The sequence below is a fragment of the Streptomyces sp. NPDC006335 genome (genome assembly GCF_040612795.1).
Lineage (GTDB): Bacteria > Actinomycetota > Actinomycetes > Streptomycetales > Streptomycetaceae > Streptomyces.
Genome location: NZ_JBEXQX010000009.1, coordinates 42,522 through 65,629, shown reverse-complemented (window position 1 = coordinate 65,629; position 23,108 = coordinate 42,522). Strand labels below are relative to the sequence as shown.

Sequence of the window (23,108 nt, the reverse complement as noted above, 5' to 3'; positions counted from 1 at the left end):
TCCCGTACGCCAGCGACGTACGCCAGTGACGAAAGGACCCCCGCCGTGACCGGTCAGCCCATCCCGGTGATCATCGACTGCGACACCGGTGTCGACGACGCCCTGGCCCTGTTGTTCGCCGTCCGGCATCCCGGCATCGACCTGCGGGCGGTCACCTGTGTCGCCGGGAACACCGACGTCGACGGCGTGGTCCGCAACACGCTGACCGTGCTGGAGCAGGCCGGGGCCGGGGACATCCCGGTCGCCCGGGGTGCCGAGCGGCCGCTGATCGAGCCCGTGCGCACCGCGCAGCACGTGCACGGGCTCGACGGCATGGGCGACCTCGGGTTGCCCGCGCCGACCCGGGTGGCGGTGGACGTGGACGCGGTGACGCTCCTCAGGCGGGAGATCCTCGCCTCGCCCACCCCGGTGACGCTCGTCCCGACCGCGCCGCTCACCAACATCGCGCTGCTCCTGCGCACGCACCCCGAAGTGGTGCGGAACATCGAGCGGATCGTGTTCATGGGCGGCGCGGTGGCGACCGGGAACGCCACACCGGTCGCGGAGTTCAACGTCTGGCACGACCCCGAGGCGGCCGCGGTCCTGCTCACCGCCGGGGTGCCGATCACCATGTACGGCTTGGACGTCTTCGAGCGCGTCATCGTCCCGGCGGCGGACGTCCAGCGCCTGCGCGCCAGCTCGGAACCGTCCCTGCGCATGGCCGGCGAACTCCTCGCCCACCGCGACCCGGCCACCACGGGGGACCCCACCCCCACCGGCGGCCTCGGCGACGCGGGCGCGGTCTGCGCGGTCGTCGACCCGGACGGCCTGACCACCGAACTCCTCCCGGTGGAGGTCTCGTTGGCCCCCGGGCCCACCCGTGGCCAGACCGTCGTCGACCGCCGCCGCCGTCCCGGCGAGTCCGAGATCCACGAGGGCGAGCGCGAAGTGACCCTGGTGGACGTGGGGTTGGGCGTGGACGTGGAGCGGTACGTGAAGCTGTGGCTGACGGCGGTGGAGGGGGTCTAGTCGCCACGCGCGCCTCAGGAAACCCCGCGCCTCGGGGGACCTCGGAAACCCCGCGTCTCGGAGACCCCGCGCCTCAGGAACCGCTGACGCCCCAGCGCTGCTCCACCTTCGCCAGCCGCCAGTAGGCGATCGCCGCCGCCCACACCACCACGAACAGGCCGACGATGACGTAGCCGACGTTGTCGAGGTCGATGTCGGCGATCCAGGTGGTGAGGGCGTCGGTGAGGTCGAGCTTGTCGTGCAGGACGCCGACGAGTTCGATCGTGCCGATGAAGAAGGCGACCGCGATGGACAGCCCGGTGATGGCGAGGTTGTAGAAGACCTTGCGGACGGGGTTGGAGAAGGCCCACTGGTAGGCGAAGTTCATGAACGTGCCGTCGAGGGTGTCGAACAGGCTCATGCCGGCGGCGAAGAGGAGGGGAAGGCAGAGGATCGCGTACCAGGGGAGTCCGGCCGCCGCACCCGACCCGGCCATCACCATCAGCGTGACCTCGGTGGCGGTGTCGAAGCCGAGCCCGAAGAGGAAGCCCAGCGGGTACATCTGCCCGGGCCGGGTGATGGACTTGGTGAGCCGCCCGAGAACCCGGTTCATGAACCCGCGCGAGTCGAGGTGCTGCTCCAGCTCCTTCTCGTCGTACGACCCCGCCCGCATCGCCCGGAAGACCTTCAGGATGCCCACCAGGGCGACCAGGTTGAGGGCGGCGATGAGGTAGAGGAACGTGCCGGAGATCGTCGTACCGAGGAAACCCAGGACCTGGTGGGTGCCGGACCCCTCGTTCATGACCTTGCCGGCGAGCTGGGTGCCGCCCGCGATGAGCGCGGCGAGCAGGACCACCACGCTGGAGTGCCCGAGCGCGAACCAGAACCCCACCGACACCGGCCGCTTGCCGTCGGCCATCAGCTTGCGGGTGGTGTTGTCGATCGCGGCGATGTGGTCCGCGTCGAAGGCGTGCCGCATGCCGAGGGTGTAGGCGGTGATGCCGAGCCCGATGCCGAAGGCCTTGTCGCCGACCTCGTAGTGCCCCGGAACGACGAGCAGGAACAGGATGCCGAAGGCGAGGACGTGCAGCGCGGCTATCGCGGCCATCAGACCGGCCGTCTTGACGGTGTCCTCGCGCCGCCAGCGGAAGGAGGGGGCGGCGGCGGTCCCGGGCAGGGCAGGGTCGGTCATACGGTGGTCACTCCAGCACCTCGTGGATGAACTCGTGAGCTGCCGTGGCCGGTCTCCTGGCTTACGGGTCGTGCGTTTCCCCGCCCGCCTTCCCGGCCTGATGATGACGGCCAGTGGCTGTCCCGTGAGGGACGTGGGAGGGAAACTCCCCGATCACAGTGGCGAGGGCCGCACCGGTATGGACCTTTGAGGGGTCGTCACCGGTTTCCCGAGCACCACGGCCCGCCCACCGTAGGCGGGGGTGGGGGTTCCTGCATAGCTGCACACCTGCGCAGGTATGGAAGATCACACATGGCCGCCTGCGAGGATGTGCCCCATGCACCTCGTCCCGGCCGACCGAGCCGACCGCCGCACCATCGACGGGCACCGGGTGTGCGACGCCATCGCCGCGATCGGCGACCCGGGACACGTCCGCACCTGGTCCGACCGCTTCGCCCTCCTCGCCGACCCGAACCGGCTGTCCCTGCTGCTCGCCCTGCACCGGACCGGCCCCCTGGCCGTCTCCGACCTCGCGATCGCCACGGGCATGAACGACCCCGCCGTGTCGCAGGCGTTGCGGCTGCTGCGGGCGGCCGGGGTCGTGGCGGGGGAGAAGGAGGGGCGGGTCGTGCGGTACTCGGTGGTGGACGAGGCGGTACGGGGGTTGTTGCAGCAGGTGTCGTGAACGCGCGGGTCGGTCGCCCTCGTTCGCCGGGCGGGCCTGTGTACGGTGTTTGCCGTTCACCGGGTTCGATCACCGGCTAGCGTGCGCGGATGGAACACCTGGGACCCGTGACCTGGCCGCCCTCACCGATCAGAACCAGGAGGCTCGTGCTTCGTGCGCCCGAGGTCCGGGACCGTGCGGCGTTCGTCGAACTGCTCGCCTCGCCCGAGGTGCACACCTACCTCGGCGGGCCCCGGCCGCGTGACGAGCTCGAGCGCGAGCTGCCCGCGGTGCCCGAACGGTGGCCCGGGAGCTTCGTCGTCGATCTCGACGGGGCGATGATCGGCCAGATCCTGCTCAGGAGAGCGACCGGGCACCGAAGGCCGGCCGCAGCGGGCAAGGTCGACCTCGGCTACCTGTTCCTGCCGCGGGCATGGGGACACGGGTACGCCGCCGAGGCGTGCGGGGCGGCCCTCGACTGGCTGGCCGGTGTGCTTCCCGGCGAGCCGGTGGTGCTCACCACCCAGAGCGCCAACGTCGGCTCGATGCGCCTCGCGGCGAACCTGGGGTTCACCGAGGTGGAGCGGTTCGAGGCCTGGGACGCCGAGCAGTGGCTCGGCCTGCGGACCCCGGCCGCGCTGGGCGGCTGAGGAAGGGCCCCTCGGCCCAAAAGAGGCCCCCGGTCGCGCCTGACGGCTGGGGGAGGGCCCCTGGCCGCGCCCTTCGGCTGAGGGAGGGCCCTTGGTAGTGCTGGGCGGCTGACGGAGGGCCCCGGTAGTGCTCCTCGGCTCAGGGAGGCTCCCGGTCGCGCCTGACGGCAGGGGGAGGGCCCCTGGTCACCCTTCGGCTGAGGGAGGGCCCTCGGTCGTGCTGGGCGGTTGAGGGAGGGGCCCCCGGTCGCGCCCCTCGGCCCCAGAGAGGCCCCCGGTCGCGCGCCCCCGCTGAGCAGGGTCCCGTTCGCGCCCCTAGAGGGAGAGAGAGCCCCGGTCGGTGACCCGCGTCACCCCTCCACCCCCCACCGCTCCGGCCCGCCCCCCTTCCACTCGATCCACGGTGACTGCGCCACCTCCGCCGGATCGATCTCCAGTCCCGCGCGGCGGAGGAACTCGGCGACGTCGGTCAGGTTGTGGGCCAGGCCGAGGATCTCGCCGTCGACGCGCACGCGGCGGCCGCCGGTGGGGGACGGAGGGTGCACGATCACACGGATCGGTCCGGACATGTCTTCAGGATCGTCCGCGACGTACGGTCCCGCATGTCGGTCCGTCATCGGGGGAGCCGTTCGCCGACGTCCGCGAGGTCACGCAGTTCCCGCCACTCCGCGGGGCGCGGGCGCCCGTGCTGCCAGTGGGGGTGGAAGAACACCTGGGTCGACAGCCGGTACAGGCGTCGGCGCAGCTCCGTACGGCCGGGGCGCTCGGCGAGCTGCCGGTAGGTGGCACTCCACTCGCGCTGTGCCCGGGCGAGGTCGTCGGGGAACGATCGCATGCCCGGATTCAATCATGTGTTCGATTTATAGGGCCACGGCAGGGCCGAGCGATGAGTTCGGGAGGCGCGTCGGGTCTGCCGGGACGACACGAAAAAGCTTCGAGAAGACCGGAGAACGCCATGACCGCCACGTACACCTTCGACGTCTTTTCCAGCCTCGACGGCTACGGCGCCGCCGGCGGCGACTGGAGCGGCTACTGGGGCAAGCAGGGCCCCGAGCTGCTCGATCACCGCCTCGCCCAGTACCGCGAGGAGCAGCGGATGGTCTTCGGGGCCACCACCTACCGGGCGTTCGCGCAGATGCTGGCGGCGAGCAGCGAGGGGGACGACGTGCGGGACCCGTGGGTCACCCGGATGCGGAACCTGCCGACGACGGTGGTGTCGACCACCCTGGAGGACACGCTGGGCTGGCCGGACGCCACCGTCGTGAGCGGTGACGCGGTGGACGTCGTCGCCCGGCTCAAGGAGGAGTCCGAGGTGCCGTTGCGTTCGCACGGCTGCCTGTCGATGAACCGGGCGCTGATGGCCGCCGGACTGGTCGACCGGGTGCAGGTGACCCTCTTCCCCGTCATCACCGGCCGGACCGGCCTGGACCCGGTCTTCCGGGACGCGGCCGACTTCGACCTGGAGCTGATCGAGAGCCGGACGCTCGACGGTCACATCCAGGAGCTCGTCTACCGGCCCACCCTGCACTGACGCCCGGCACGCGGAAGACCGCGGACACACGCGGAAGGGGCCGCCCGCACCCGAAGGTGGGACGGCCCCGTCAGAAGGGGTCAGGCGCGCGAGGCCTTGCGGCGACGCGTGGCGAGCACGATGCCCGCGCCACCCGCGAGCAGCACCGCCGCACCACCCGCGATGAGCGGGGTGTTGCTGCTGGCGCCGGTCTCGGCGAGGTTGTCACCGCCGCCGCCGTTCGGCGTGGGGGCGCCCGGAGTCGTGGTGGACTCCGAGGCGGACGGGGTCGGGGTGTCCGTGCCCGGGGTCTCGGAGGCCGGGGGCGTGCTCTCGGACGCCGGCGGAGTGGACTCGGAGGCCGGAGGCGTCGACTCCGAGGCCGGCGGAGTGGTCTCCGAGGCCGGCGGGGTCGCCGGAGGCGTGGTCTGCGTGGTCGTGCAGTCCTTCGTGCCGCCGTTCCAGGCCGCGATCAGCTTGTCCTTGATGACCGGGTGGTCCGGGCCCTTGGGGAGGTCGCCGTGCGGGAGGCCGTCGTTGGCGTCGAGCTTGCCGTCGAACTTCGTGTTGCCCCGGTAGAGGTCGATCTGCGCGTAGCAGCCGGCGTCCGGGATCGAGATGTCGAGGGAGTCGACGGAGCCGGCCTTGACGGTCACGGTGTCGAAGTCGTGGAAGACCTGCTCACCGGAGGTGGCGAACGTCGGGCCGTGCGCGCGGTAGGACGCGAGAGAGGCGGTGCAGGTGGACGCGTCGCCCGCCGCACGGACCTTGACGTGGACCTTGCCGTCGTCGGTCGGCTTCAGGTTCAGGTCGTCGACCTTGACCGAGGCGAAGAAGTTCTTGCCGTCGAGGGAGAACTCGCAGCGGTCGGTCTCGGTCTTGGAGCCGGCGCCCGTACCCGGCTTGTAGCTTCCGCCGTCCTGCCAGCCCTTGCCGCCGGGGCAGTCGGAGGCGGAGGCGACGGAGGCGAGGGCAGCGGAGAAGGCGAGCGTCGCTGCGCCCGTCCCCAACAGGCGCCGCATGGTGACACGTCTCGCTATGGACATACGTATCCCGTCAGGATGAGAGTGGTCTCAGAAAACACTGGGCCCATTGGTCACATGCGCCACGGTGTTCGCACATCGTGGATCTCCTTGCGGAACGCTGTCAACCTGCGGTGATACAAGGTCCGTTCAATGACCATCACAATTTCGACACACCGGGAACGGCCTCCTCCGGAAATCCCGGGTTCACTTTTCCGGTGAGGTGGACAGATATCCCCTTTGTCGCCTTCATGGAACGTACATATCGCACCGGAATCGCAGAGGAGCCCGCGTGACCCCGCGTACCACCACGCCCGACCCCTCGCCCGACCTCTCCAGCCACGACCCGAACTGGTGGCGGCAGGCCGTCGTCTACCAGGTCTATCCCCGCAGCTTCGCCGACGCCGACGGTGACGGCCTCGGGGACCTCCAGGGCGTCACCCGGCGCCTGGCGCACCTGGCCGCCCTGGGCGCCGACGCCCTGTGGCTGAGCCCCTTCTACCCCTCCGAGCTCGCCGACGGCGGCTACGACGTCGCCGACTACCGGGACGTCGACCCGCGCCTGGGCAGCCTCGACGACTTCGACGCCATGGTCGCCGAGGCCCACCGGCTCGGCCTGAAGGTGATCGTCGACCTCGTCCCCAACCACACCTCCCACCAGCACGTCTGGTTCCAGGAGGCCCTCGCCGCCGGGCCCGGGTCCGCGGCGCGCGAACGGTACGTGTTCCGGGACGGGCGGGGCGCGCACGGCGAACTGCCGCCCACCGACTGGCAGTCCGTCTTCGGCGGCAGTGCCTGGCGGCGGGTCCCCGACGGGCAGTGGTACCTGCATCTGTTCGCCCCCGAGCAGCCCGACCTCAACTGGTCCCACGAGGAGGTCCGCGAGGACTTCCGCACCACCCTGCGCTTCTGGTGCGACCGCGGGGTCGACGGCTTCCGCGTGGACGTGGCGCACGCGCTGGCCAAGGACCTCACCGAGCCCCTGCGCGACCTCGGCGACCTGCCCGGCGTCGCGGAGGAGGCCCTGCACCACCTGCCGCCGGGCGACCACCCCTACTGGGACCGCGACGAGGTCCACGAGATCTACCGCGACTGGCGCACCATCCTCGACTCCTTCACCCCGCCCCGCATGGCCGTCGCCGAGGCCTGGGTGCCGGGCGCCCGCCGCGCCCTGTACGCCCGCGCGGACGAACTGGGCCAGGCCTTCAACTTCGAGTACCTCCAGACCGCCTGGGACGCCGAGGAGCTGCGCCAGGTCATCACCGACTCCCTCGCCACCGCCCGCACGGCCCACGCCTCGGCCACCTGGGTGCTCTCCAACCACGACGTCGTCCGGCACGCCTCCCGCCTGGTGCTGCCGCCGGGCACCGACGAGAACGCCTGGCTGATGTCCGGCGGCCACGCGCCCGGGATCGACCTCGCCCGCGGCCTGCGGCGGGCTCGCGCGGCCACACTGCTCATGCTGGCGCTGCCGGGATCGTCGTACGTCTACCAGGGCGAGGAGCTCGGGCTGCCCGAGGTCGCCGACCTGCCCTTCGAGGTGCTCCAGGACCCGATCTGGGAGCAGACGGGACGGGTCCGCAAGGGGCGCGACGGGTGCCGGGTGCCGCTGCCCTGGACGAGGAGCGGTCCGTCGTACGGCTTCGGCGCGGGCGGTGCCTGGCTGCCGCAGCCGCAGTGGTTCGCCGAGTACGCCGTCGAGGCCCAGGACGGTGTCGAGGGCTCCACGCTGGAGCTGTACCGCACCGCGCTGCGTCTGCGCCGCAAGCTCCTCCAGGGGGAGGAACTCACCTGGACGGACAGGAGCCCGGCCGGCGTGCTGGACTTCGTCCGCCACGAGGGCTGGCGGTGTGTCGCCAACCTGTCGGAGGCCGCCGTCCCGCTTCCGGCCGGGGAGGTGCTCATGACCAGCAGCCCATTGGAGGACGGGCTGCTGGGACCGGACACGACGGCCTGGCTGGGCTAGGGCGAGGGCTGGGCTAGCCGACGGTCGGTGTCGGGGTCGCCCCCGCGGCCGGGGTGGCGCCGTTCGCGTTCTCGCCCGGGACCGCGAGCGGCGTCGAGGTCGGGTTCGGCGGCGGGGTGAGCACGACCATCGGGGCGCCGGGCTGCGGCGCCGGCGGGGTCAGGTCGGTGTCGGGCAGCTTCGGCGGGGTGGTCTGCATGAAGAGGGCCTGGTCGAAGTTGACGAAGCCGGTCTTCTCCATGACCGTCATGTGGTCGAGCACCGTGTCGTTGGCCATGTCGGCCAGCGACCGCACCAGCGAGTTCTTCGTGGTGGAGCGGACCTTCGAGATCGTGTTGAAGATCGAGCCGTGCGTCACCCGCAGGATGTTGGCGAAGTTCGTGTCGAACTGCTGGCCGCTGCTCGACTCGATGGTGTTCACGAAGCCGACCTGCTGCGGGCTCGCCACGTTCGGGATGGTGATGTTGAGCATCGGCGCGATCTTGCGGCAGGCCGCGTCCAGGGCCGCGTGTCCGTCGATGAGGTGCCGTCCGGCCTCCTTCACCTCCGGGGTCGTCCCCTTCTGCAGGGCGACCTCGCCCAGCGGGTACTCCCACAGGCCCGCGGCCCGCACCTTGACGACGAAGTCCCGGTCCAGCTCGGTCAGAGGACCCCATTGTGTCTGGGCGATCACTCTGTCCTGTGCGCTGGATACGGTGCTCACTCCGAGCATCGACGGATAGGCGAGTGCGCCCAGGGTCAATGTGAGGGCTCCGCCGACGAACAGCGTTCCCATCGCGTTGCGCGAGAGTGGCACCGTGCCTCCTGCCCGGTAGGGTGCCCCGCCACGAGGCGGGTCGGACGCACAGGAGTACGGACGCGGGGGCGTGAGTGTTCATCAGCTCTTTCCGGGATGACCGGAGTCACAGAGCGGTGGCGCGTTGACCGTTCGTTGACCGGTTCGCGGGGAAGTCCGGGGGAAATCGCGGGAGAGACCTGACGTGCCCCGGACCTAGATTCACTGCATGTCCATGCCACAGCGGGCGCAGCGGCCCCTCCCCGTCCTCCCCTACCGCAAGCCCACCAAGGGTCGCGACTACTGGGTGATTGACGACGTGCTCCGGGACCCCGACGCCGTACGGGAACGCTGTCTCGCGAAGGACGACTGGGTGCGGGGGCACCCGTACACCTCGGAGACCTGGCCGGGGCTGCGGACCATGCCCGGGCTCGAACCCGCCGAACTCGCGGGCGTGGAGCGGCTGGTGAGGAAGGCGACCGGGGCCGCGAAGCTCTGGGTGCAGCGGGCGCCCGGCGGAGGCACCCTCAACCACAACTGCGTCCAGGTCGTCGGGGAGGGCGAGAGCGAACCCCGGCCGCACACCGATTCCCGGGCACTGTGCCGGTACGCCGCCGTGCTGTACCTCAACCCCGGCGTCCCCAAGGACTGCGGCACCAGCTTCTACCGGCAGTCCCTGCCCGGCGGGCGGCTCGGCGGCAATGTCGTGCAGGCCCCGCACAACAACCTCGTCGAGGCCCTCGGCACCCGGTTCGTCGCGCCCGGCGCCTTCGAGGAGGACGTACGGGTACCGCACCGGTACAACCGGCTGCTCCTCTACAACGCCAACCTCGTGCACAGCGCGACCGGTTACTGCGGCGGCACGCTGGAGGAGAAGCGGATGACGGCCGTCTTCTTCTGGATGGCGTGATCCCGGCCGGGGGCCGGTGCGCGGGTCAGTAGCGCACCGCCCGGGACACCTTCGCCCGCACGTCCCCCGACAGGTCGTGCGTGCTGCGGGCGGTTCCCTTCCCGGAGCCGCCCGCCGGGACGTCCCGAACCGTCACCACCACCGCGTCCAGCAGCTTTCCCGCCTCGTCGGTGAAGTCGACCTGGACGGCGAAGGACTTCGCCGAGCCCGCGCGGTTGGCGGCGGTGACCTCGACCGTCGTGCGGCCGTCGGAGGCGGTCGCGGGGGTGCCGAGCCGTACGTCGTCCCCGGCGTCGACGCCGTTGTTGATGCCGTCGAACCGTCTGCCCGCCTCCGCCGTCGCCGACGACACCGCGTCCCCGGCGCGCGAGGCGGCCGACGCGACCTTGCTCGCCACCGACGACGGGCTGTCGTCGCCGGAACAGGCGGTCAGGCCGGTGAGGGACAGGACGGCCAGCAGCGCGGCCGTCGTCCAGCGGGTCATCTCGCCTCCCGGGTGCAGGTCCTTACCAGTGAAGGGCCCCCGCGGTACGGCCGCACGCCCCGTGTCACCCGAACGGCCCACCCCCGTGGTGGGCGGGCCCGCTGCGCCGGATGGTCGAAGCACATCGACCACGAAAGGTGGGACACGGCCATGACGCAGCAACCGCACGCCACCCAGCCGTCCGCCGGCACCACGCCGACGGCGACGCCGACCCCGGGCATGGGACCCACGCCGACCGAGGCCGCGTGGGCCGCCGGCGGGGTCGTCTTCGCCGGTGTGCTGATGCTGATGAACGGCATCCTGGCGATCTTCCAGGGCATCTCCCTGCTCGCGAAGGACGACGTCTGGACCCGCGTCGGCGACTACGTCTACAAGATCAACCTCACCGGCTGGGGTGTGATCCTGCTCTGCCTCGGAGCCCTCGCCGCCGTCACCGGCGCTTTCATCCTCAGGGGCGCAGCCTGGGCCCGGATGACCGGCATCTTCCTCGCCTCGCTGAGCATGCTCGCCCACTTCCTCTTCCTGCCCTACGCCCCGGTGTGGTCGGTCATCATGATCGGCCTCGACTTCTTCATCATCTGGGCGCTGGCGGTGTACCGGCCGGCGGACAAGCGGGCCTGATCCTCCGGGGATGCCGGAGGGTCAGGGGCCCGGGTACGGGCAGCGGCGCGGCGGGGCGGCCGCCCCGGTCACACGTGTCCGAGGCCGCCGCTGCCGAAGCCGCCGCTGGAGCCGGGCAGCCAGCGTTTTCGCTGCTGGTCCTTTCCTCGTCTGCTTCCCGAGTGATGGAGCTGGTACGGCATCAGCCGTTCCTGCCCCTCCGCGGGGGCCGGCAGCTCGTCCGGCTCCCGCATCTCCCGGATCTCACGGATCGGTCCGGTCTCCGGGAGGTGCGGCTGCTCGTCGCCGAGCGGTCGTGGGAGCTCCCGTTCCTGGACCCGCATGCCGAACTGCACGGCCCACACCAGCGCGCCGGCGATGAACAGCCCACCGGCAAAGGCGGCGATCACGTTGAGTACCTCGCTCGACGTGGCCGCCAGGACAAACGTCGCCGTACTCATGGTCCGATTATCGCCGATTGTCACCGGTTCGGCGCGAACGATTCGTCCCGGGGGACCACCGTGACCCGGTGGAGGTTGCACGCGGCCGGGCCGACAGGACGGGGACCCGCCTGGTGGGCCTTGAGCGCCACGCTGACCAGGCTCATCAGCAGGTCGACGTCGGTCCCGCAGTCGAGGTGGACGGTGACCCAGCGGGAGCCCGGCAGCAGCCGGACCGCGGTCGACTCCTGGAGGTCGTCGTGGAATCTGCGGATGGCCGGCTCGGTGAGGTGCAGGTCCACGTCCCGCCCCGGGTGGAAGTGCACGATCTCGGTGTGCGCGGAGCGCAGCGCCAGGCCCGCTCCGCAGCTCGGCAGGTCCGTGCTGAGGTCGGACCACGCCTCCAGGCGCTCCAGGGCGCGCTCGGCCAGAGTCATGGGCCCATCGTCGCCCGCTCATCGTCCGGCAACCAGAGGTTGAGCGAAACGTAACCGGGGCGTGAGGTGTCGCGTCGGCCACAAGTGGCTGGTCGGCGCCCGGACTTGCCCGTTCCCGCTCGGTCCGTGGCGCCGACATCGGTCACCGGTCCACGTGGTCGAGCCTGTGGCCACGGCTGTGGTCCCGCCCGTGGTGCAGCCCGTGGTCCAACCCGTGGTCCCGCCCGTGGTCAGGAGAACAGCAGGCGCCAGGTCAGCGGTCCGGGGTAGCCGTCGGCGTCCCCGCGCAGTTCCTTGCGGGACTTCTGGAAGTCGCGGACGTTCAGCCGGTCCGCCTCGCCCCAGGTCCTGCTCGGGCCGACCCTGTAGTGGTCGCCGAAACCGCGCTCGACCAACCGCTTCCCCAGCCGCAGGACGTGGTCGTTCGTGGCGCCCGCGCGGAAGTGCTTGCGGCCCGGGTAGGCCGGGACCCTCGGCCTGGAGGGCTGCTCAGGGGTGTCGTCGTCGCCCACGTCCAGATCGGCCTTGGCGTACTTGACCAGCCGGGAGAAGTCGATCGCGCCCGGGTCGCCGTGTTCGTTCTCGGGCACGTGCATGTGCCCGCACACGCCCTTGAAGGCCCCCCACTTCTTCCCCGACATCCGCTGGCCGTGCCGGCTGCCGTACGACGACGGGTACGCGGGCCACGCGCTCGGCCCGGACAGGGGCACGCCGTGCTCCTCGTGCATCCAGGCCAGGAACCGGGCGACCTGCTGGAGGGCCCAGTCGGGGGCGTCCGGCCAGAAGACGTGGCCCTTGCCCGCGGCCTTCCACTTCGCGTGCATCGCGGGGTCGCAGGTGCCGACCAGCTCGACCTGGCAGACGTTGAGCGTGTTGGTCTCGACGCCACCGCGCAGGTTGGCCAGCGCCCGGGACGAGGTCTCGATGTCGAAGTGCTGGTACCAGCGCAGCCTCTTCGCGGTGAGGTCGGGCACCGCGGTCAGGTTGGGTGCCAGGGCGCCGCCCGAGTACGTGGGCAGGGTGCGCCCCTCGGTGGTGTGCAGGACGACGACGTTGACCTGCATCGGGTCACCGCCGAAGTCGTCCTGGTACCAGTTGGCCCGGCTCGCGCCGGGGTAACGCTGTGGTCCGGTCTTCGTGCTCATGCGGTCCCCCTGGACGTCCCGATAAACTCCTGCGTCTTTCGAACTCCTTCAGACGCAAGGGGAGTTGGGGTCGGTTCCCGACCCAGTGCGGTTCCGGGGGACGGTCGGGGGAGCGGGTCAAGGCGTGCGGCCGCGTACGGCCCAGGCGCGGGCCGAGAGGGGGATCGAACCGTCGGGTGCGGTGGGGGCCGCCGTGCGCAGTGCCTCCCGCAGGTCGTCCCGGGCGGCCGGGGGGAGCGCGGTGACATACCCCGGCGCGGGGCCCTGACCGGACAGGAAGGGACCCCACAGATCGGTGAAGTCGGCGAAGACGGTGGGGACCTCGATCGCGCGCACGATCACGTCGACGAGTCCCGCGGTCGTCCACAGGTCGTGCAGCGGCTGGGGACGGCAGCCGGGGAACCGGCGGCCCTCGTCCAACCCGGCCGCTCCCGGGTCGAGTTCGGCGGCGGTGTCCCAGAACAGGCGCAGCAGCCCCATCCCGTCCGCGTAGTCCCACACGTACGCGGCCACCGGGGCGCCGCCCGGCCGGACCGCTCGGGCCATCCCGGCGACGGCGGCAGCCGGGTCGGGCAGGAAGTTCAGGGTCAGACCGCTGACGGCCACGTCGAAGACGCCGTCCCGGACGGGCAGCGCCATGGCGTCCGCGACGACCGCGCCCCGGGCCGCCCGCACGAGGCCCTCGGAGAGGTCGCAGCCCACGACCAGCCGAGGCCGGCAGCGCTGCCGCACCACCTCCGACAGCACGCCGGTGCCGCATCCCACGTCCAGCCAGGTCAGTCCGTCCGGACGCCCGAGCCAGGCCGTGAACTCGCGTGCGACCGCCCGGCTCCAGCGGCCCATGTAACGGTCGTAGGCGGCACCGGACACCCACACGTCGTATCGCTGTTCGTCCATGCCCTCCACGATCCTCGCCCGGCGGGCTTTCTTCTCGACGGCCCTCTGTCCGCCCGCCGCCCCATGAACCGATCCCGGGGTTCGTCACGATGAGGGGGTGCAGCGATCCTTTCGAAGGGGGACCCCGTGAGTGTGAACGTCGTCCGGCCCGCCCTGCACAGCGTGCGCGGCTCCGCTCGGCTCGCCGTCGCCGGGCTCGGGCTCGCCGGGGGTGCCTGGGCGGTGCGGGCCGTGTGGCACGTTCGGCTCGCCGTGGCGGGGGAGCCCGCGTCGGGACCGCCGGACCAGGGCCAGGGCCGGCACCGGCCGCTGAACTCCCTGGAGGACTCGTACCACCTGGTCAGCGCGGCCGGCAGTGTCCTCACCCTGCTGTGCGCGGCCCTGTTCATCGGCTGGCTGGGGCGGATGCGGGACAACGCGCGGGCCCTGTCCGGCGAGCCCCCGCGCTACGCCGGGATCTGGGTCTACGTCTCCTGGTTCGTGCCCCTGGCCAACCTCTGGATCCCGCGCGGCATCGTCGCCGACATCCACCACAAGAGCGCCCCGGGCCGCAAGCTGCCCGTCGTCGTGAACGTGTGGTGGGCGCTGTGGCTGGTCGGCATGGTCACCGGGGTGGGGCTGATGTACGACGGCGACACGGACGACGTCATCGCCCGCGCCTACCACGGCGTGACCACGCTGCTGGTCGCCGACCTCGCGGTGGTCGGGGCGGCCGTCGCCGGGATCCTCATGGTGCGCGCCCTGACCGCCGTACAACTTGTGCACATCGGTGATCAGTTGCGGACGCCGGGTGGTGATCCGTTGAAGGAAACGGTCAGGGCGTTTGATCGGGATTGAGGGCACTTACTGTTGCGCCTACGTGACAGCCCCCCACCCCCAGGATCGCCATGCGTCCCATACTTCCCGTGTTGGCCGTCTGCGTGTCGGCCCTTCTGCTCACCTCCTGCGGAGTGGGTGACAGCGACACCGCGGTGATCCCCAAGAAGGGCGACGCCATCACGCTGGGTCTGCTGCTGCCCGACCGGGACACCAGCCGCTTCGACCGGTTCGACTACCCGCTGATCAAGAACGAGGTGGCGACCCTCACCCACGGCAAGGGCAAGGTGAGTTACGCCAACGCCGGGGCGAGCGCGAAGCGCCAGAGCGGGCAGTTCCGGCAGATGATCGCCGACAAGGTGGACGTGATCCTGGTGGACGCGGTCGACGCCAAGGCGATCGAGCCGGACGTCCAGAAGGCGAAGGACGCCGGCATCCCCGTCATCGCCTACGACCGCCTCGCCCAGGGCCCGATCGACGCCTATGTGTCGCACGACAACGAGCTCGTCGGCGAGGTGCAGGGCCGGGCCATCGTCGAGGCGCTCGGCGACAAGGCCGCCACCAGCAAGATCGTGATGATGAACGGCTCGCCCGCCGACCCCAACACGGCCCTGTTCAAGAAGGGCGCGCTGGACGAGCTCGACGGCAAGGTCGTCATCGCCAAGCAGTACGACACCCGCGAGTGGCTGCCGTCGGTCGCCAAGGCCAACATGAAGGCGGCGATCGCCTCGTATGGCCTGAACAACATTGCCGCCGTCTACTCGGCCAACGACGACATGGCGGGTGCGGTCATCGACGAGCTCAAGGCGGCGGGGGCCACCAGGATCCCGCCGGTGACCGGGCAGGACGCGAGCCTCGCCGCCGTGCAGCGGGTGGTGTCGGGCGAGCAGTACATGACCGTGTACAAGTCGTTCCTGCTGGAGGCCACCAACGCGGCGCAGATCGCGGTGTACAAGATCCAGGGCCGCGACCTCCAGTTCGACGCACTGGTCACCGACAAGGTCGACAGCCCCACCCAGAACGACATCCCGTCCGTGCTGGTGCCGGTGGTCGCGCTGACCAAGGACAACATCGCGCAGACGGTGGTCAAGGACGGCGTCTACACCGTGAAGCAGATCTGCACCGCCCAGTACGCGGCGGACTGCGCGGCGGTCGGCCTCAAGTAGGCGTTCCTCAGGGGCCGGTGCGCACCCGCCGTACCGCGAGAGCGGTGGCCGTCAGCGCGGTGACCGTGCCGAAGGCCAGGTGGACGGCGGTGTCGGCGGGCGTGAAGGACGCCACCGCGTTGCCGAGCACGCTGAGCACGAGCAGGGGCCAGAGCAGCAGGTTCACGGGGTACTCCAGGGGCTGTCGGGTGTCTTCGGTACGGACGACGCTACGAGCCCCGGCCCTCCCGGACGATCCAGCGGGCCGCCCGGCCGGAGGTACAGCAGGCTGTACTTTCCGCCTCCCGATCTGTCGGTGAACCCGCCCTCCGCCTAGGGTCGTTGTCCTCCGGCCCGAAGGGGGCACGCATGGCCACCGCCGACGCCAAGGGCCTTGTCGTGGGCACCGCGACGACCGCGGCCGCCGCGCTCGGCCAACTCGTCTCCGGACTCGGTACGGCGGTCCTCACGCCGTTCGTGCTGCTGTGGCTGGTGCTGGCGCCGGGCGGGGTGCGCGCGCTGCACGCCCTGGCCGGCATGGAACGCGCCCGGCTCGCCCGCTGGGGCCCCGAGGTCATCGCCCCCGCACCGCCGTCGGCACGGCTGCGGGCCGCCCTCCGCGACCCCACGACCCGGCGCGAACTGCTGTGGCTGGTCCGGCACTTGGCCGTGGGCCTGCCCCTGGGCCTGCTCGGGTTCGTCCTGCCGGTGCTCGCCCTGCGGGACACCGCGTTCCCGCTGTACTGGCGGTTCGCCCCGAAGGACGCGACGGCCACCTCCATCGGGATCGGTGTCGCGCACTCCTGGCCGGACGCCCTCGCGGTGTGCCTGCTCGGCGTGGGCTGGATCGCCATCCTCCTGGGGCTCACGCCCGGCCTGGCCCGGCTCCAGGCGGACCCGGGCCGCCGTCTCCTGTCGGCCGGTCCCGACGCCGATCTCTCCCTGCGCGTCGCCGAGCTGACCGCGACCCGGGCCGCCGCGCTGGACGCCCACGCCACCGAACTGCGGCGCATCGAGCGCTCGTTGCACGACGGCACCCAGAACCGGATCGTCACGGTGACCGTGCTGCTCGGGGCCGCCCGCCGCATGGTAGCCCGCGACCCCGCCGGCGCCGACGAACTCCTGGAGCGGGCCCAGTCCGCGGCCGAACAGGCGCTGGCCGAGCTGCGGACCGTCTCCCGCAGCATCCTGCCGCCGGTGCTCGCCGACCGCGGCCTCGCGGGCGCGCTCACCGGGCTCGCGGCGCAGAGCGCGGTGCCGTGCGCGGTCGACGTCGAGGTGCCGCGCCGATGTGCCGCGTCCGTCGAGGCGACCGCCTACTTCGTCGTCGCCGAGGCGCTCACCAACATCGCCAAGCACAGCGGGGCGGCCCGGGCCACAGTCACCGTCCGCGCCCTGGGCCCCACGCTCCTGCTGCGGGTCACCGACGACGGCCGGGGCGGGGCCGACGAGCACATCGGCTCCGGCCTCACCGGCATCCGCCGCCGCGTCGCCGCCCACGACGGCACCCTCCGCCTGACGAGCCCGCCGGGCGGCCCCACGACCCTGGAGGCGGAGCTGCCGTGCGGCACGTGACCCCCGGCCGACGGCACGGGGTGCGGCGCGACCGCCCGCGTACGGCACCTTCCGGCGGCCTGCGCGTGTCCGCGCCTCTGGGAGGCCTGCGCGTGACCGTGCCCCTCGGCGGCTCGCCCGTGACCGTGCCCCCTCGGCGGCCCGCCTGTAACCGCGGCTCTCGCTCGGCCTGTGCGTGTCCGCGGCCACCGCTCGGCCGGTGCGTGTCGGCGGCCCCCGCCCGGCCTGCGCGCGTACGGCGGCACCTTCCGGCGGCCTGCCCCGTGACCGTGCCTCTCGGTGGCCTGCGCGTGACCGTACCCCTTGCCCGGCCTGCCCGTGACCGTACCCCCGCCCGACCTGTCCGTGACCGCACCCCCCGCCCGACCTTCCCCACGCTCCCGGAGTTGGACCTGACATGCGGATCGTGATCGCCGAGGACGACCCCCTGCTGCGGGAGGGGCTCGCGCTGCTGCTGCGCGCCGAAGGGCTGGACGTGGTCGGCACGGCCGACTCCGCCGACGGGGCGCTCGACGCCATCGACACGCACCAGCCCGACGTGGCCATCCTCGACGTGCGGATGCCGCCCACGCACACCGACGAGGGGGTCCGCGCGGCCGTCGAGGCCCGGCGGCGCAGGCCCGACCTCGCCGTCCTCGTGCTGTCCGCCTACGTCGAGCAGAGCTTCGCGACCGAGCTGCTGACCGGCGGGGTCGGCGGGCTGGGCTATCTGCTCAAGGAACGGGTCGGCCGGGTCGAGGAGTTCCTCGACGCGCTGCGCCGGGTGGCGTCCGGCGGCACCGCCATCGACCCCGAGGTGGTCGCCCAGTTGTTCACGCGGTCCCGCAAGGACGAGCGGCTGGAGCGGCTCAGCCCGCGCGAGAGGGACGTCCTCGCCCTGATGGCCGAGGGGCTCGGCAACAGCGCCGTCGCGGAGAGGCTGTTCGTGACCGACGGGGCCGTGCACAAGCACATCCGCAGCATCTTCGCGAAGCTCGATCTGGCGCCGACCGACCAGGTCGACCGGCGCGTGGCGGCCGTACTCCACTACCTGGAGGACGCCCGGCGCCGCTCGTAGGACAGCCCGCGGCTACTTCGGGGCGCCGCCCGCGAACTGGAGGGAGATGCGCCGCAGGACCTCCGCGGAGGAGTCGGCGCGGCCCTCGTCGTGGGCCTCGGCCAACTGGACGAAGGCGAACGCGAAGCAGTGCGCGATGCTCGCGATGGCGGGCCCCAGCTCCTCCACCACGGCGTCCGCCGCCGCGTGGCCACTGGCGTCCGCGGGGAGGTGGATCCGTGGCAGGGTCTCCACCAGCAGCGCGGAGACGGCCCCGCTCAGGGAGACCTGCTGGTCGGGGTGCTCGCGGACCTGCCGTCGCATCTCCAGTGCCTCGGTGAGGATGCCGACGACGTTCTGCATGACCTCGCGCTGTTCCATGGCGCGCAGCGTAAGCGGTCCGCCGGGCGGGGCGCGACGAGCCGTCTATGTGGGCCGTGGCGTGTGGCGCAGGACACAGGAACCCGGGGGCGGGGTGCGGAGCGTTAGAGGTGTGAGGGAAACAGAAGTGGCGGAACCGGAGCGGGCGCGGATACGGGCCGGCGACCGGGCGGCGTTCGGCGAGCTGTACGACCGGTACGCGCGGGCGGTCTACAACCACGCCCTGCGGCTGACCGGGAACTGGGCGGAGGCCGAGGAGGCGATGTCCGAGACGTTCCTCGCCGCCTGGCGGACCCGACGGACCGTGGACCCGGAGGGCGGCTCGCTGAAGCCCTGGCTGCTCGGCATCGCCACGCACAAGGCGCACAACGCCAACCGGGGGCTGCGGCGCAGGCTCGCCTTCCTGGCGCGCAGTCCCGCGCCACGCCCGGTCGAGGACTTCGCCGAGGAGACCGCCGGCCGGATCGACGACGCACGGCGGCTCGAGGTGGTGCACCGCGCCCTGAGCCGGCTGGGGCGGCAGGACCGTGAGGTGTTCGCGCTGTGCGTGTCGGCCGGCCTCGACTACCGGCAGGCCGCCGAGGCCCTGGGCGTGCCCGTCGGCACCGTGCGCTCCCGGCTGTCGCGGGCCCGCGCCCGGCTCGCCCGGCTCAGTGCGGAGGCGGAACCGCCCCCGGCCCACGGAGAGATGGAGAGTGAGGCCGCGCTCGCGGCCCTGTTCCTGCGGGAGGAGACCCGATGAGCGAGGCCGAGGAACTGCTTCAGACCCCGGCGGAATGGGACCTCCCGCCGGAGCGTCACCGTCACTTCAAGGACGTACTGATGCAGCAGATCGATCACGACACAGCGTCCGCGCCCCGGCGCAGCCGGTTCCTGCGCCCCGCCGTCCTGCTGCCGCTCGCCTCCGCGGCCCTCGCGGGCGCGCTGCTCGTGACCCTCTCCGTGGACGGCCGCTCCCCGGCGGACGGCACCACTGCGTCGGCGACCGCGCCGGGTGCCTCCGTCACCTTGAACCGGATCGCCACGGCCGCCATGGCGAGCGACACGATCCGGGTGCGGGACGACCAGTTCGTGTACGTCAGGAGGCTGGACCGCTCCAACACGGGCACCTTCGGCGGCCCCGTGCGGCTCGGCGCCCTGCACACCGAGGAGAGCTGGACCTCCCAGGACCCCGGCCCCCTGCGTGTCACCGGATGGCTCCGGTCCAGCGGCAAGGACGCGATCATGCCCGACCGGCTGCTCCCGATCGAGAGCACGGACCCGGTCCCGGCGGGCGTCTTCCACCCCACCTACCGGTGGCTGGCCTCCCTGCCCACCGACCCCGACGCCCTGCTGCGACGGCTCTACAAGGAGGCGAGGCCGGTCGAGGGCGAGTCGCGGGACCAGGCGGTCTTCTCCCTGATCGGCGACCTGATCAGCGGCACCGTCATGCCGCCCGCCAACGCCGCCGCCTTCTACCGGGCGGCCGCGAGACTGCCCGGGGTGCGGGAGATCCCGGACGCCGTCGACGCGGCCGGCCGGCACGGCATCGCCATCACCCTCGACGACACCGGTTTCGCTACCCGCCACGAATGGATCTTCGACAAGGAGACCCTGGCCCTGCTCGGCTCCCGCTTCTACATCACCGACCCGGACCGGGGGATCACGACCGAGGCCCTGGCCGGTACCAGCGCCGTGATGGAGACCGCCGTCGTCGACACGAAGGGCGAGGTGCCCGCGCGGGCCGCGTCCCGCTGACGTCCTGTTGATGCCCCTTGGCGCACAATGGCCGCCATGAGCATCGTCAAGATCAACGTACTCACGGTCCCCGAGGAACAGCGCGAGACGCTGGAGAAGCGGTTCGCCTCCCGGGCGGGGAGCGTGGAGAGCTCGGACGGCTTCGAGTGGTTCGAGCTGCTGCGTCCCGTCGAGGGCACCGACACCTACCTCGTGTACACGCGCTGGCGTGACGAGGAGTCGTTCCAGGCCTGGATGGAGGGGCCGATGAAGGCGGCCCACCAGGGCGGCGGCGAGGGCGGGGGCGAGCGTCCCAGGCCCGCCGCGAGCGGGTCGACGCTGTGGACCTTCGAGGTCGTCCAGCAGGCCGCGCCCAAGTAGGGGCACGGCGAGGGGCCCCGGACCTTGCAGCCGGGGCCCCCTTTCGTGCGCTACGGCCCTACAGCGTGACCTGACGGCCGCCCAGGGTCACCACGAGGCTGCCGTTCGAGGCGAACGACCAGCCCAGGGCACCGGAGTACGCGGAGCAGCGGGACCCGTTGGTGCCGGACCAGAACTGGTTCGAGCTGTCGGAGTCGCCGATGATCCGGTCGTTGGTGCCGCTGCTGAAGCGGCACGAGGTGTTGTTCCGGAACACCGAGGTGCCGTCGTCGAAGTTGAAGTTGCGCTCGGTGTTGTCGATGCTCAGGTTGTTGGAGATCGTCATCGAGCCCGGGTTGCTGTTGAAGGTGAACCCGTGCTTGCCGTTGTCGAAGGCGATGCTGCGCCGGACGACGTGGTTGACGGGTATGTCCTCGCCGCCGAGCTTGTAGCCGTTGCGGTCGCCGGCGCCGGCCTGTGAGCCGTCGCTGAGGGTGCCGTTGTTGTAGGAGAGGGAGTCCTCGATGGTCACCGGGCCGATCGCGCCGGTGTCGGTCTTGGTGTAGAGGTCCCAGCCGTCGTCGATGTTGTGGTGCGAGACGGTGTACCGGAACACGTTCCCGGAGCCGACGGTCAGCTTCGCGGCGAAGCCGTCGGCGTCCTCCCCGTCGGAGTCGGCGTTGTCGTGCGACTCGGAGCTCACGATCAGGTTGTTCGCGGGCCACTGGGCGGTCGGGGTGGAGGAGGCCATCCGGCCGAGCTGGAGGCCGGTGTCCCGGTTGAAGCGGGTCACGGTGCGCTCCACGACGTTGTTGCTGCCGCCGATGAAGATGCCGTTGTCCCCGGCCCGCTCGACGACCAGGCCGTAGAGCTTCCAGTAGTTGGCGTTGAGCTGGAGACCCCGGTTGGACGAACTCTCGCTCTGCGCAGCGAAGTTGAGCACCGGCGTCTCGCCCGGGTAGGCGGAGATCGTGGTGCGGGCGGCGGAGGTGCCGTTGTTGCCGGCCGGGATGGTCACCGTCGAGGAGTAGGCGTACGTCCCCCCGCGCAGGTAGATCGTGCCGCCGGCGGAGATGCGGCTGATCGCGGAGGTGAGCGTGGTCGGGGCGGTCACCGTGCCGGCCGCGCTGTCGGTGCCGCTCGGCGACACGTACAGGGCGCTGCTCGACGGCGGGGTGGTGGTGCCGGAGGTCTCGGCGTCCAGGTAGTCGACGTTGGGCAGTCCGTTGGCGCTGGTCGGGTTCAGCCGGACGGTGTTGCTGCCCGCGGTCACCGGGACGGTGAGCGTCTTGGTGGTCCAGTTGGTCCAGGTGCCGGTGGACTCGAAGGAGGCCGACGAGACCTTCGAGCCGTTCACGATGATGTCCGCGGCGCGGGCGGTGGTGGTGCCGTTGGCGAAGCGGACGCTCAGGGTCGCCGTCTGCGCCGTGGACGCGGAGACGGTGAACTGGGCGTAGGCGCCGGTGGCGTTGGTGCCGTTGCAGAATCCGCTGCCGGAGTAACCGGCGTACTCGGTCTCGACGGCTCCGGTGCAGATGGCGGGGGATGTCTCCGCCTCGTAGCGGGTCGTGGCGGCCTGTGCGGTGGTGCCGGACAGTGCGACGAGCGTGCCGGCGACGAGGCCGACTGATGCGATGACTGGTCTCAGGTGCATCGTTCGTCTCCATGGTGTGCGGCGACGGGGGCACGTACCGTTCGGAAGGTAAGCGCTTTCCATGGTCGCGTCAACGGTTCTGTATGTGATCGTTGTTCACACATACGAATTGGATACGGTGGGTGGCATGACGCTCTTCGTGAAGATCTGCGGCCTGAGGACCGAGCGGGACATCGACACGGCCGTCGAGGCCGGCGCCGACGCCATCGGGTTCGTCTTCTCCGACAGCCCGCGCCGCATCGACCCCGCCACGGCGGCACGGCTGGCCGCCAGGGTCCCCGAGAGCGTCCTCACGGTGGGTGTGTTCCGCCGCGAACCCCTCGACTACGTCCGCTCGGTCGCCGTCGAGTCGGGCATCGGGGCGGTCCAGCTCCACGGCCCCGAGGACCGCGGCTACTACGGCGAACTCGCCGGCGGTGGCTGGACGTTGATCCGCGCGGCCGCCTTCGGCGACTCCGTGCCGCGCTGCGGGGAGCTGGGCGAGGACATGCTGCTCCTCGACGCGCCGGTGCCGGGTTCGGGCATCGCGTGGGACTGGTCCAGGAAGCAGGTGGCGGGTGCCGGGGAGAAGTGGCTGCTGGCCGGCGGCCTGACCCCCGAGAACGTACGGGAGGCGGTGGACGTCACCCGCCCCTGGGGCGTGGACGTCTCCAGCGGCGTGGAGGAGAGCCGGGGCGTCAAGAACCCGGCCTTGATCACGGCGTTCGTGGAGGCGGCGCGCGCGGGTTCCGCGACGGGGTGAGTCCCCTGGGGGGACGGCCAGTGCG

Annotated in this window: 28 protein-coding genes and 1 riboswitch; of the genes, 15 read left to right on the top strand and 13 right to left on the bottom strand. The window is 71.7% G+C overall.

The window, feature by feature from the left end:
* Positions 1 to 45 precede the first annotated feature (45 nt).
* On the top strand, positions 46 to 1,008 hold the full coding sequence (locus ABZ098_RS24630) for a nucleoside hydrolase (RefSeq protein WP_356594528.1): 963 nt from the start codon (positions 46 to 48) through the stop codon (positions 1,006 to 1,008).
* 73 nt (positions 1,009 to 1,081) lie between these two features.
* Here the strand turns inward: ABZ098_RS24630 and ABZ098_RS24625 are convergent, their stop codons facing one another.
* Entirely contained in the window at positions 1,082 to 2,179 is a 1,098-nt protein-coding gene (locus ABZ098_RS24625; protein ID WP_356594526.1) for a HoxN/HupN/NixA family nickel/cobalt transporter, read from the bottom strand.
* A gap of 28 nt (positions 2,180 to 2,207) precedes the next feature.
* A riboswitch (cobalamin riboswitch) is annotated at positions 2,208 to 2,414 on the bottom strand.
* Positions 2,415 to 2,495: 81 nt separating this feature from the next.
* Here ABZ098_RS24625 and ABZ098_RS24620 point away from each other — a divergent pair.
* Positions 2,496 to 2,843, top strand: a complete 348-nt coding sequence (locus ABZ098_RS24620; RefSeq protein WP_356019614.1) for a metalloregulator ArsR/SmtB family transcription factor — start codon at positions 2,496 to 2,498, stop codon at positions 2,841 to 2,843.
* 89 nt (positions 2,844 to 2,932) lie between these two features.
* The gene (locus ABZ098_RS24615; protein ID WP_356594524.1) at positions 2,933 to 3,472 is read left to right on the top strand and encodes a GNAT family N-acetyltransferase; all 540 of its coding nucleotides are present in this window, start codon (positions 2,933 to 2,935) and stop codon (positions 3,470 to 3,472) included.
* Positions 3,473 to 3,822: 350 nt separating this feature from the next.
* Here the strand turns inward: ABZ098_RS24615 and ABZ098_RS24610 are convergent, their stop codons facing one another.
* Together ABZ098_RS24610 and ABZ098_RS24605 are read right to left on the bottom strand one after the other, a co-directional pair.
* Positions 3,823 to 4,041 carry a hypothetical protein gene (locus ABZ098_RS24610; RefSeq protein WP_356594522.1) on the bottom strand — a complete coding sequence of 73 codons (219 nt, stop codon included), beginning with the start codon at positions 4,039 to 4,041 and terminating at the stop codon, positions 3,823 to 3,825.
* Positions 4,042 to 4,085: 44 nt separating this feature from the next.
* Positions 4,086 to 4,307, bottom strand: coding sequence for a hypothetical protein (locus tag ABZ098_RS24605; RefSeq protein WP_356594520.1), 222 nt, complete (start codon positions 4,305 to 4,307; stop codon positions 4,086 to 4,088).
* 120 nt (positions 4,308 to 4,427) lie between these two features.
* On the opposite strand from ABZ098_RS24605, the gene ABZ098_RS24600 reads away from it, so the two are divergent.
* Complete coding sequence (locus ABZ098_RS24600; RefSeq protein ID WP_356594518.1) at positions 4,428 to 5,003, top strand: dihydrofolate reductase family protein; 576 nt, start codon at positions 4,428 to 4,430, stop codon at positions 5,001 to 5,003.
* Between the two features lie 80 nt (positions 5,004 to 5,083).
* Here the strand turns inward: ABZ098_RS24600 and ABZ098_RS24595 are convergent, their stop codons facing one another.
* Positions 5,084 to 6,028, bottom strand: a complete 945-nt coding sequence (locus ABZ098_RS24595) for an LAETG motif-containing sortase-dependent surface protein (RefSeq protein WP_356594516.1) — start codon at positions 6,026 to 6,028, stop codon at positions 5,084 to 5,086.
* Positions 6,029 to 6,296: 268 nt separating this feature from the next.
* Here ABZ098_RS24595 and ABZ098_RS24590 point away from each other — a divergent pair, with 268 nt between their 5' ends.
* A complete protein-coding gene (locus tag ABZ098_RS24590) occupies positions 6,297 to 7,970 on the top strand; it encodes an alpha-amylase family glycosyl hydrolase (RefSeq protein WP_356594514.1) in 1,674 nt (557 codons plus the stop codon).
* A 13-nt stretch (positions 7,971 to 7,983) separates the two neighbouring features.
* On the opposite strand, the gene ABZ098_RS24585 is transcribed toward ABZ098_RS24590, so the two are convergent.
* Positions 7,984 to 8,745 carry a DUF4142 domain-containing protein gene (locus tag ABZ098_RS24585; protein ID WP_356595033.1) on the bottom strand — a complete coding sequence of 254 codons (762 nt, stop codon included), beginning with the start codon at positions 8,743 to 8,745 and terminating at the stop codon, positions 7,984 to 7,986.
* A gap of 229 nt (positions 8,746 to 8,974) precedes the next feature.
* On the opposite strand from ABZ098_RS24585, the gene ABZ098_RS24580 reads away from it, so the two are divergent.
* Positions 8,975 to 9,655, top strand: a complete 681-nt coding sequence (locus ABZ098_RS24580; RefSeq protein WP_356594512.1) for a DUF6445 family protein — start codon at positions 8,975 to 8,977, stop codon at positions 9,653 to 9,655.
* Between the two features lie 25 nt (positions 9,656 to 9,680).
* Here the strand turns inward: ABZ098_RS24580 and ABZ098_RS24575 are convergent, their stop codons facing one another.
* Entirely contained in the window at positions 9,681 to 10,139 is a 459-nt protein-coding gene (locus ABZ098_RS24575) for a hypothetical protein (protein WP_356594510.1), read from the bottom strand.
* Between the two features lie 150 nt (positions 10,140 to 10,289).
* Here ABZ098_RS24575 and ABZ098_RS24570 point away from each other — a divergent pair, with 150 nt between their 5' ends.
* The gene (locus ABZ098_RS24570) at positions 10,290 to 10,760 is read left to right on the top strand and encodes a hypothetical protein (protein WP_356594508.1); all 471 of its coding nucleotides are present in this window, start codon (positions 10,290 to 10,292) and stop codon (positions 10,758 to 10,760) included.
* Between the two features lie 68 nt (positions 10,761 to 10,828).
* Here the strand turns inward: ABZ098_RS24570 and ABZ098_RS24565 are convergent, their stop codons facing one another.
* The 4 genes from ABZ098_RS24565 to ABZ098_RS24550 form a co-directional block, all read right to left on the bottom strand.
* Positions 10,829 to 11,200, bottom strand: coding sequence for a DUF6479 family protein (locus ABZ098_RS24565; protein WP_356594506.1), 372 nt, complete (start codon positions 11,198 to 11,200; stop codon positions 10,829 to 10,831).
* A 20-nt stretch (positions 11,201 to 11,220) separates the two neighbouring features.
* Positions 11,221 to 11,616 carry a luciferase family protein gene (locus ABZ098_RS24560; protein WP_356594504.1) on the bottom strand — a complete coding sequence of 132 codons (396 nt, stop codon included), beginning with the start codon at positions 11,614 to 11,616 and terminating at the stop codon, positions 11,221 to 11,223.
* Between the two features lie 230 nt (positions 11,617 to 11,846).
* Positions 11,847 to 12,761 (bottom strand): peptidoglycan-binding protein, encoded by a 915-nt coding sequence (locus ABZ098_RS24555; protein ID WP_356594502.1) that lies wholly within the window; start codon positions 12,759 to 12,761, stop codon positions 11,847 to 11,849.
* Positions 12,762 to 12,878: 117 nt separating this feature from the next.
* Positions 12,879 to 13,658 (bottom strand): methyltransferase domain-containing protein, encoded by a 780-nt coding sequence (locus ABZ098_RS24550; protein ID WP_356594500.1) that lies wholly within the window; start codon positions 13,656 to 13,658, stop codon positions 12,879 to 12,881.
* 126 nt (positions 13,659 to 13,784) lie between these two features.
* On the opposite strand from ABZ098_RS24550, the gene ABZ098_RS24545 reads away from it, so the two are divergent.
* Together ABZ098_RS24545 and ABZ098_RS24540 are read left to right on the top strand one after the other, a co-directional pair.
* On the top strand, positions 13,785 to 14,495 hold the full coding sequence (locus tag ABZ098_RS24545; RefSeq protein ID WP_356594498.1) for a DUF4328 domain-containing protein: 711 nt from the start codon (positions 13,785 to 13,787) through the stop codon (positions 14,493 to 14,495).
* 50 nt (positions 14,496 to 14,545) lie between these two features.
* On the top strand, positions 14,546 to 15,640 hold the full coding sequence (locus ABZ098_RS24540) for a substrate-binding domain-containing protein (RefSeq protein WP_356594496.1): 1,095 nt from the start codon (positions 14,546 to 14,548) through the stop codon (positions 15,638 to 15,640).
* A 7-nt stretch (positions 15,641 to 15,647) separates the two neighbouring features.
* Here ABZ098_RS24540 and ABZ098_RS24535 read toward each other — a convergent pair whose 3' ends face one another.
* Entirely contained in the window at positions 15,648 to 15,806 is a 159-nt protein-coding gene (locus tag ABZ098_RS24535; RefSeq protein WP_174269183.1) for a hypothetical protein, read from the bottom strand.
* 182 nt (positions 15,807 to 15,988) lie between these two features.
* Here ABZ098_RS24535 and ABZ098_RS24530 point away from each other — a divergent pair, with 182 nt between their 5' ends.
* Positions 15,989 to 17,194 carry a sensor domain-containing protein gene (locus ABZ098_RS24530; RefSeq protein WP_356594494.1) on the top strand — a complete coding sequence of 402 codons (1,206 nt, stop codon included), beginning with the start codon at positions 15,989 to 15,991 and terminating at the stop codon, positions 17,192 to 17,194.
* A 397-nt stretch (positions 17,195 to 17,591) separates the two neighbouring features.
* Positions 17,592 to 18,251 carry a response regulator transcription factor gene (locus ABZ098_RS24525; RefSeq protein ID WP_356594492.1) on the top strand — a complete coding sequence of 220 codons (660 nt, stop codon included), beginning with the start codon at positions 17,592 to 17,594 and terminating at the stop codon, positions 18,249 to 18,251.
* 12 nt (positions 18,252 to 18,263) lie between these two features.
* Here the strand turns inward: ABZ098_RS24525 and ABZ098_RS24520 are convergent, their stop codons facing one another.
* The gene (locus tag ABZ098_RS24520) at positions 18,264 to 18,611 is read right to left on the bottom strand and encodes a hypothetical protein (RefSeq protein WP_356594491.1); all 348 of its coding nucleotides are present in this window, start codon (positions 18,609 to 18,611) and stop codon (positions 18,264 to 18,266) included.
* Between the two features lie 112 nt (positions 18,612 to 18,723).
* Between ABZ098_RS24520 and ABZ098_RS24515 the strand changes: the two genes are divergently transcribed.
* From ABZ098_RS24515 to ABZ098_RS24505, 3 genes are read left to right on the top strand one after another with little or no spacing between them, the layout of a single operon-like run.
* Positions 18,724 to 19,353 (top strand): RNA polymerase sigma factor, encoded by a 630-nt coding sequence (locus ABZ098_RS24515; protein ID WP_356594489.1) that lies wholly within the window; start codon positions 18,724 to 18,726, stop codon positions 19,351 to 19,353.
* Positions 19,350 to 20,348, top strand: a complete 999-nt coding sequence (locus ABZ098_RS24510; RefSeq protein WP_356594487.1) for a CU044_5270 family protein — start codon at positions 19,350 to 19,352, stop codon at positions 20,346 to 20,348. The genes ABZ098_RS24515 and ABZ098_RS24510 overlap by 4 nt, the downstream gene beginning before the upstream one ends.
* Before the next feature lie 36 nt (positions 20,349 to 20,384).
* Positions 20,385 to 20,708 (top strand): antibiotic biosynthesis monooxygenase, encoded by a 324-nt coding sequence (locus tag ABZ098_RS24505; RefSeq protein ID WP_356594485.1) that lies wholly within the window; start codon positions 20,385 to 20,387, stop codon positions 20,706 to 20,708.
* A gap of 58 nt (positions 20,709 to 20,766) precedes the next feature.
* Here the strand turns inward: ABZ098_RS24505 and ABZ098_RS24500 are convergent, their stop codons facing one another.
* Positions 20,767 to 22,341 (bottom strand): carbohydrate-binding protein, encoded by a 1,575-nt coding sequence (locus tag ABZ098_RS24500; RefSeq protein ID WP_356594483.1) that lies wholly within the window; start codon positions 22,339 to 22,341, stop codon positions 20,767 to 20,769.
* A gap of 127 nt (positions 22,342 to 22,468) precedes the next feature.
* Between ABZ098_RS24500 and ABZ098_RS24495 the strand changes: the two genes are divergently transcribed.
* On the top strand, positions 22,469 to 23,083 hold the full coding sequence (locus ABZ098_RS24495) for a phosphoribosylanthranilate isomerase (protein ID WP_356594481.1): 615 nt from the start codon (positions 22,469 to 22,471) through the stop codon (positions 23,081 to 23,083).
* The last annotated feature ends 25 nt before the right edge of the window (positions 23,084 to 23,108 follow it).

Excerpts from the sequence above, each read along its gene's own strand:
- ABZ098_RS24625 (WP_356594526.1), bottom strand. The coding sequence starts at position 2,179 with ATGACCGACCCTGCCCTGCCCGGGACCGCCGCCGCCCCCTCCTTCCGC.
- ABZ098_RS24620 (WP_356019614.1), top strand. The coding sequence starts at position 2,496 with ATGCACCTCGTCCCGGCCGACCGAGCCGACCGCCGCACCATCGACGGG.
- ABZ098_RS24615 (WP_356594524.1), top strand. The coding sequence starts at position 2,933 with ATGGAACACCTGGGACCCGTGACCTGGCCGCCCTCACCGATCAGAACC.
- ABZ098_RS24610 (WP_356594522.1), bottom strand. The coding sequence starts at position 4,041 with ATGTCCGGACCGATCCGTGTGATCGTGCACCCTCCGTCCCCCACCGGC.
- ABZ098_RS24605 (WP_356594520.1), bottom strand. The coding sequence starts at position 4,307 with ATGCGATCGTTCCCCGACGACCTCGCCCGGGCACAGCGCGAGTGGAGT.
- ABZ098_RS24600 (WP_356594518.1), top strand. The coding sequence starts at position 4,428 with ATGACCGCCACGTACACCTTCGACGTCTTTTCCAGCCTCGACGGCTAC.
- ABZ098_RS24595 (WP_356594516.1), bottom strand. The coding sequence starts at position 6,028 with ATGTCCATAGCGAGACGTGTCACCATGCGGCGCCTGTTGGGGACGGGC.
- ABZ098_RS24585 (WP_356595033.1), bottom strand. The coding sequence starts at position 8,745 with ATGGGAACGCTGTTCGTCGGCGGAGCCCTCACATTGACCCTGGGCGCA.
- ABZ098_RS24580 (WP_356594512.1), top strand. The coding sequence starts at position 8,975 with ATGTCCATGCCACAGCGGGCGCAGCGGCCCCTCCCCGTCCTCCCCTAC.
- ABZ098_RS24575 (WP_356594510.1), bottom strand. The coding sequence starts at position 10,139 with ATGACCCGCTGGACGACGGCCGCGCTGCTGGCCGTCCTGTCCCTCACC.
- ABZ098_RS24570 (WP_356594508.1), top strand. The coding sequence starts at position 10,290 with ATGACGCAGCAACCGCACGCCACCCAGCCGTCCGCCGGCACCACGCCG.
- ABZ098_RS24565 (WP_356594506.1), bottom strand. The coding sequence starts at position 11,200 with ATGAGTACGGCGACGTTTGTCCTGGCGGCCACGTCGAGCGAGGTACTC.
- ABZ098_RS24560 (WP_356594504.1), bottom strand. The coding sequence starts at position 11,616 with ATGACTCTGGCCGAGCGCGCCCTGGAGCGCCTGGAGGCGTGGTCCGAC.
- ABZ098_RS24555 (WP_356594502.1), bottom strand. The coding sequence starts at position 12,761 with ATGAGCACGAAGACCGGACCACAGCGTTACCCCGGCGCGAGCCGGGCC.
- ABZ098_RS24550 (WP_356594500.1), bottom strand. The coding sequence starts at position 13,658 with ATGGACGAACAGCGATACGACGTGTGGGTGTCCGGTGCCGCCTACGAC.
- ABZ098_RS24540 (WP_356594496.1), top strand. The coding sequence starts at position 14,546 with ATGCGTCCCATACTTCCCGTGTTGGCCGTCTGCGTGTCGGCCCTTCTG.
- ABZ098_RS24530 (WP_356594494.1), top strand. The coding sequence starts at position 15,989 with ATGGCCACCGCCGACGCCAAGGGCCTTGTCGTGGGCACCGCGACGACC.
- ABZ098_RS24525 (WP_356594492.1), top strand. The coding sequence starts at position 17,592 with ATGCGGATCGTGATCGCCGAGGACGACCCCCTGCTGCGGGAGGGGCTC.
- ABZ098_RS24520 (WP_356594491.1), bottom strand. The coding sequence starts at position 18,611 with ATGGAACAGCGCGAGGTCATGCAGAACGTCGTCGGCATCCTCACCGAG.
- ABZ098_RS24510 (WP_356594487.1), top strand. The coding sequence starts at position 19,350 with ATGAGCGAGGCCGAGGAACTGCTTCAGACCCCGGCGGAATGGGACCTC.
- ABZ098_RS24505 (WP_356594485.1), top strand. The coding sequence starts at position 20,385 with ATGAGCATCGTCAAGATCAACGTACTCACGGTCCCCGAGGAACAGCGC.
- ABZ098_RS24500 (WP_356594483.1), bottom strand. The coding sequence starts at position 22,341 with ATGCACCTGAGACCAGTCATCGCATCAGTCGGCCTCGTCGCCGGCACG.
- ABZ098_RS24495 (WP_356594481.1), top strand. The coding sequence starts at position 22,469 with ATGACGCTCTTCGTGAAGATCTGCGGCCTGAGGACCGAGCGGGACATC.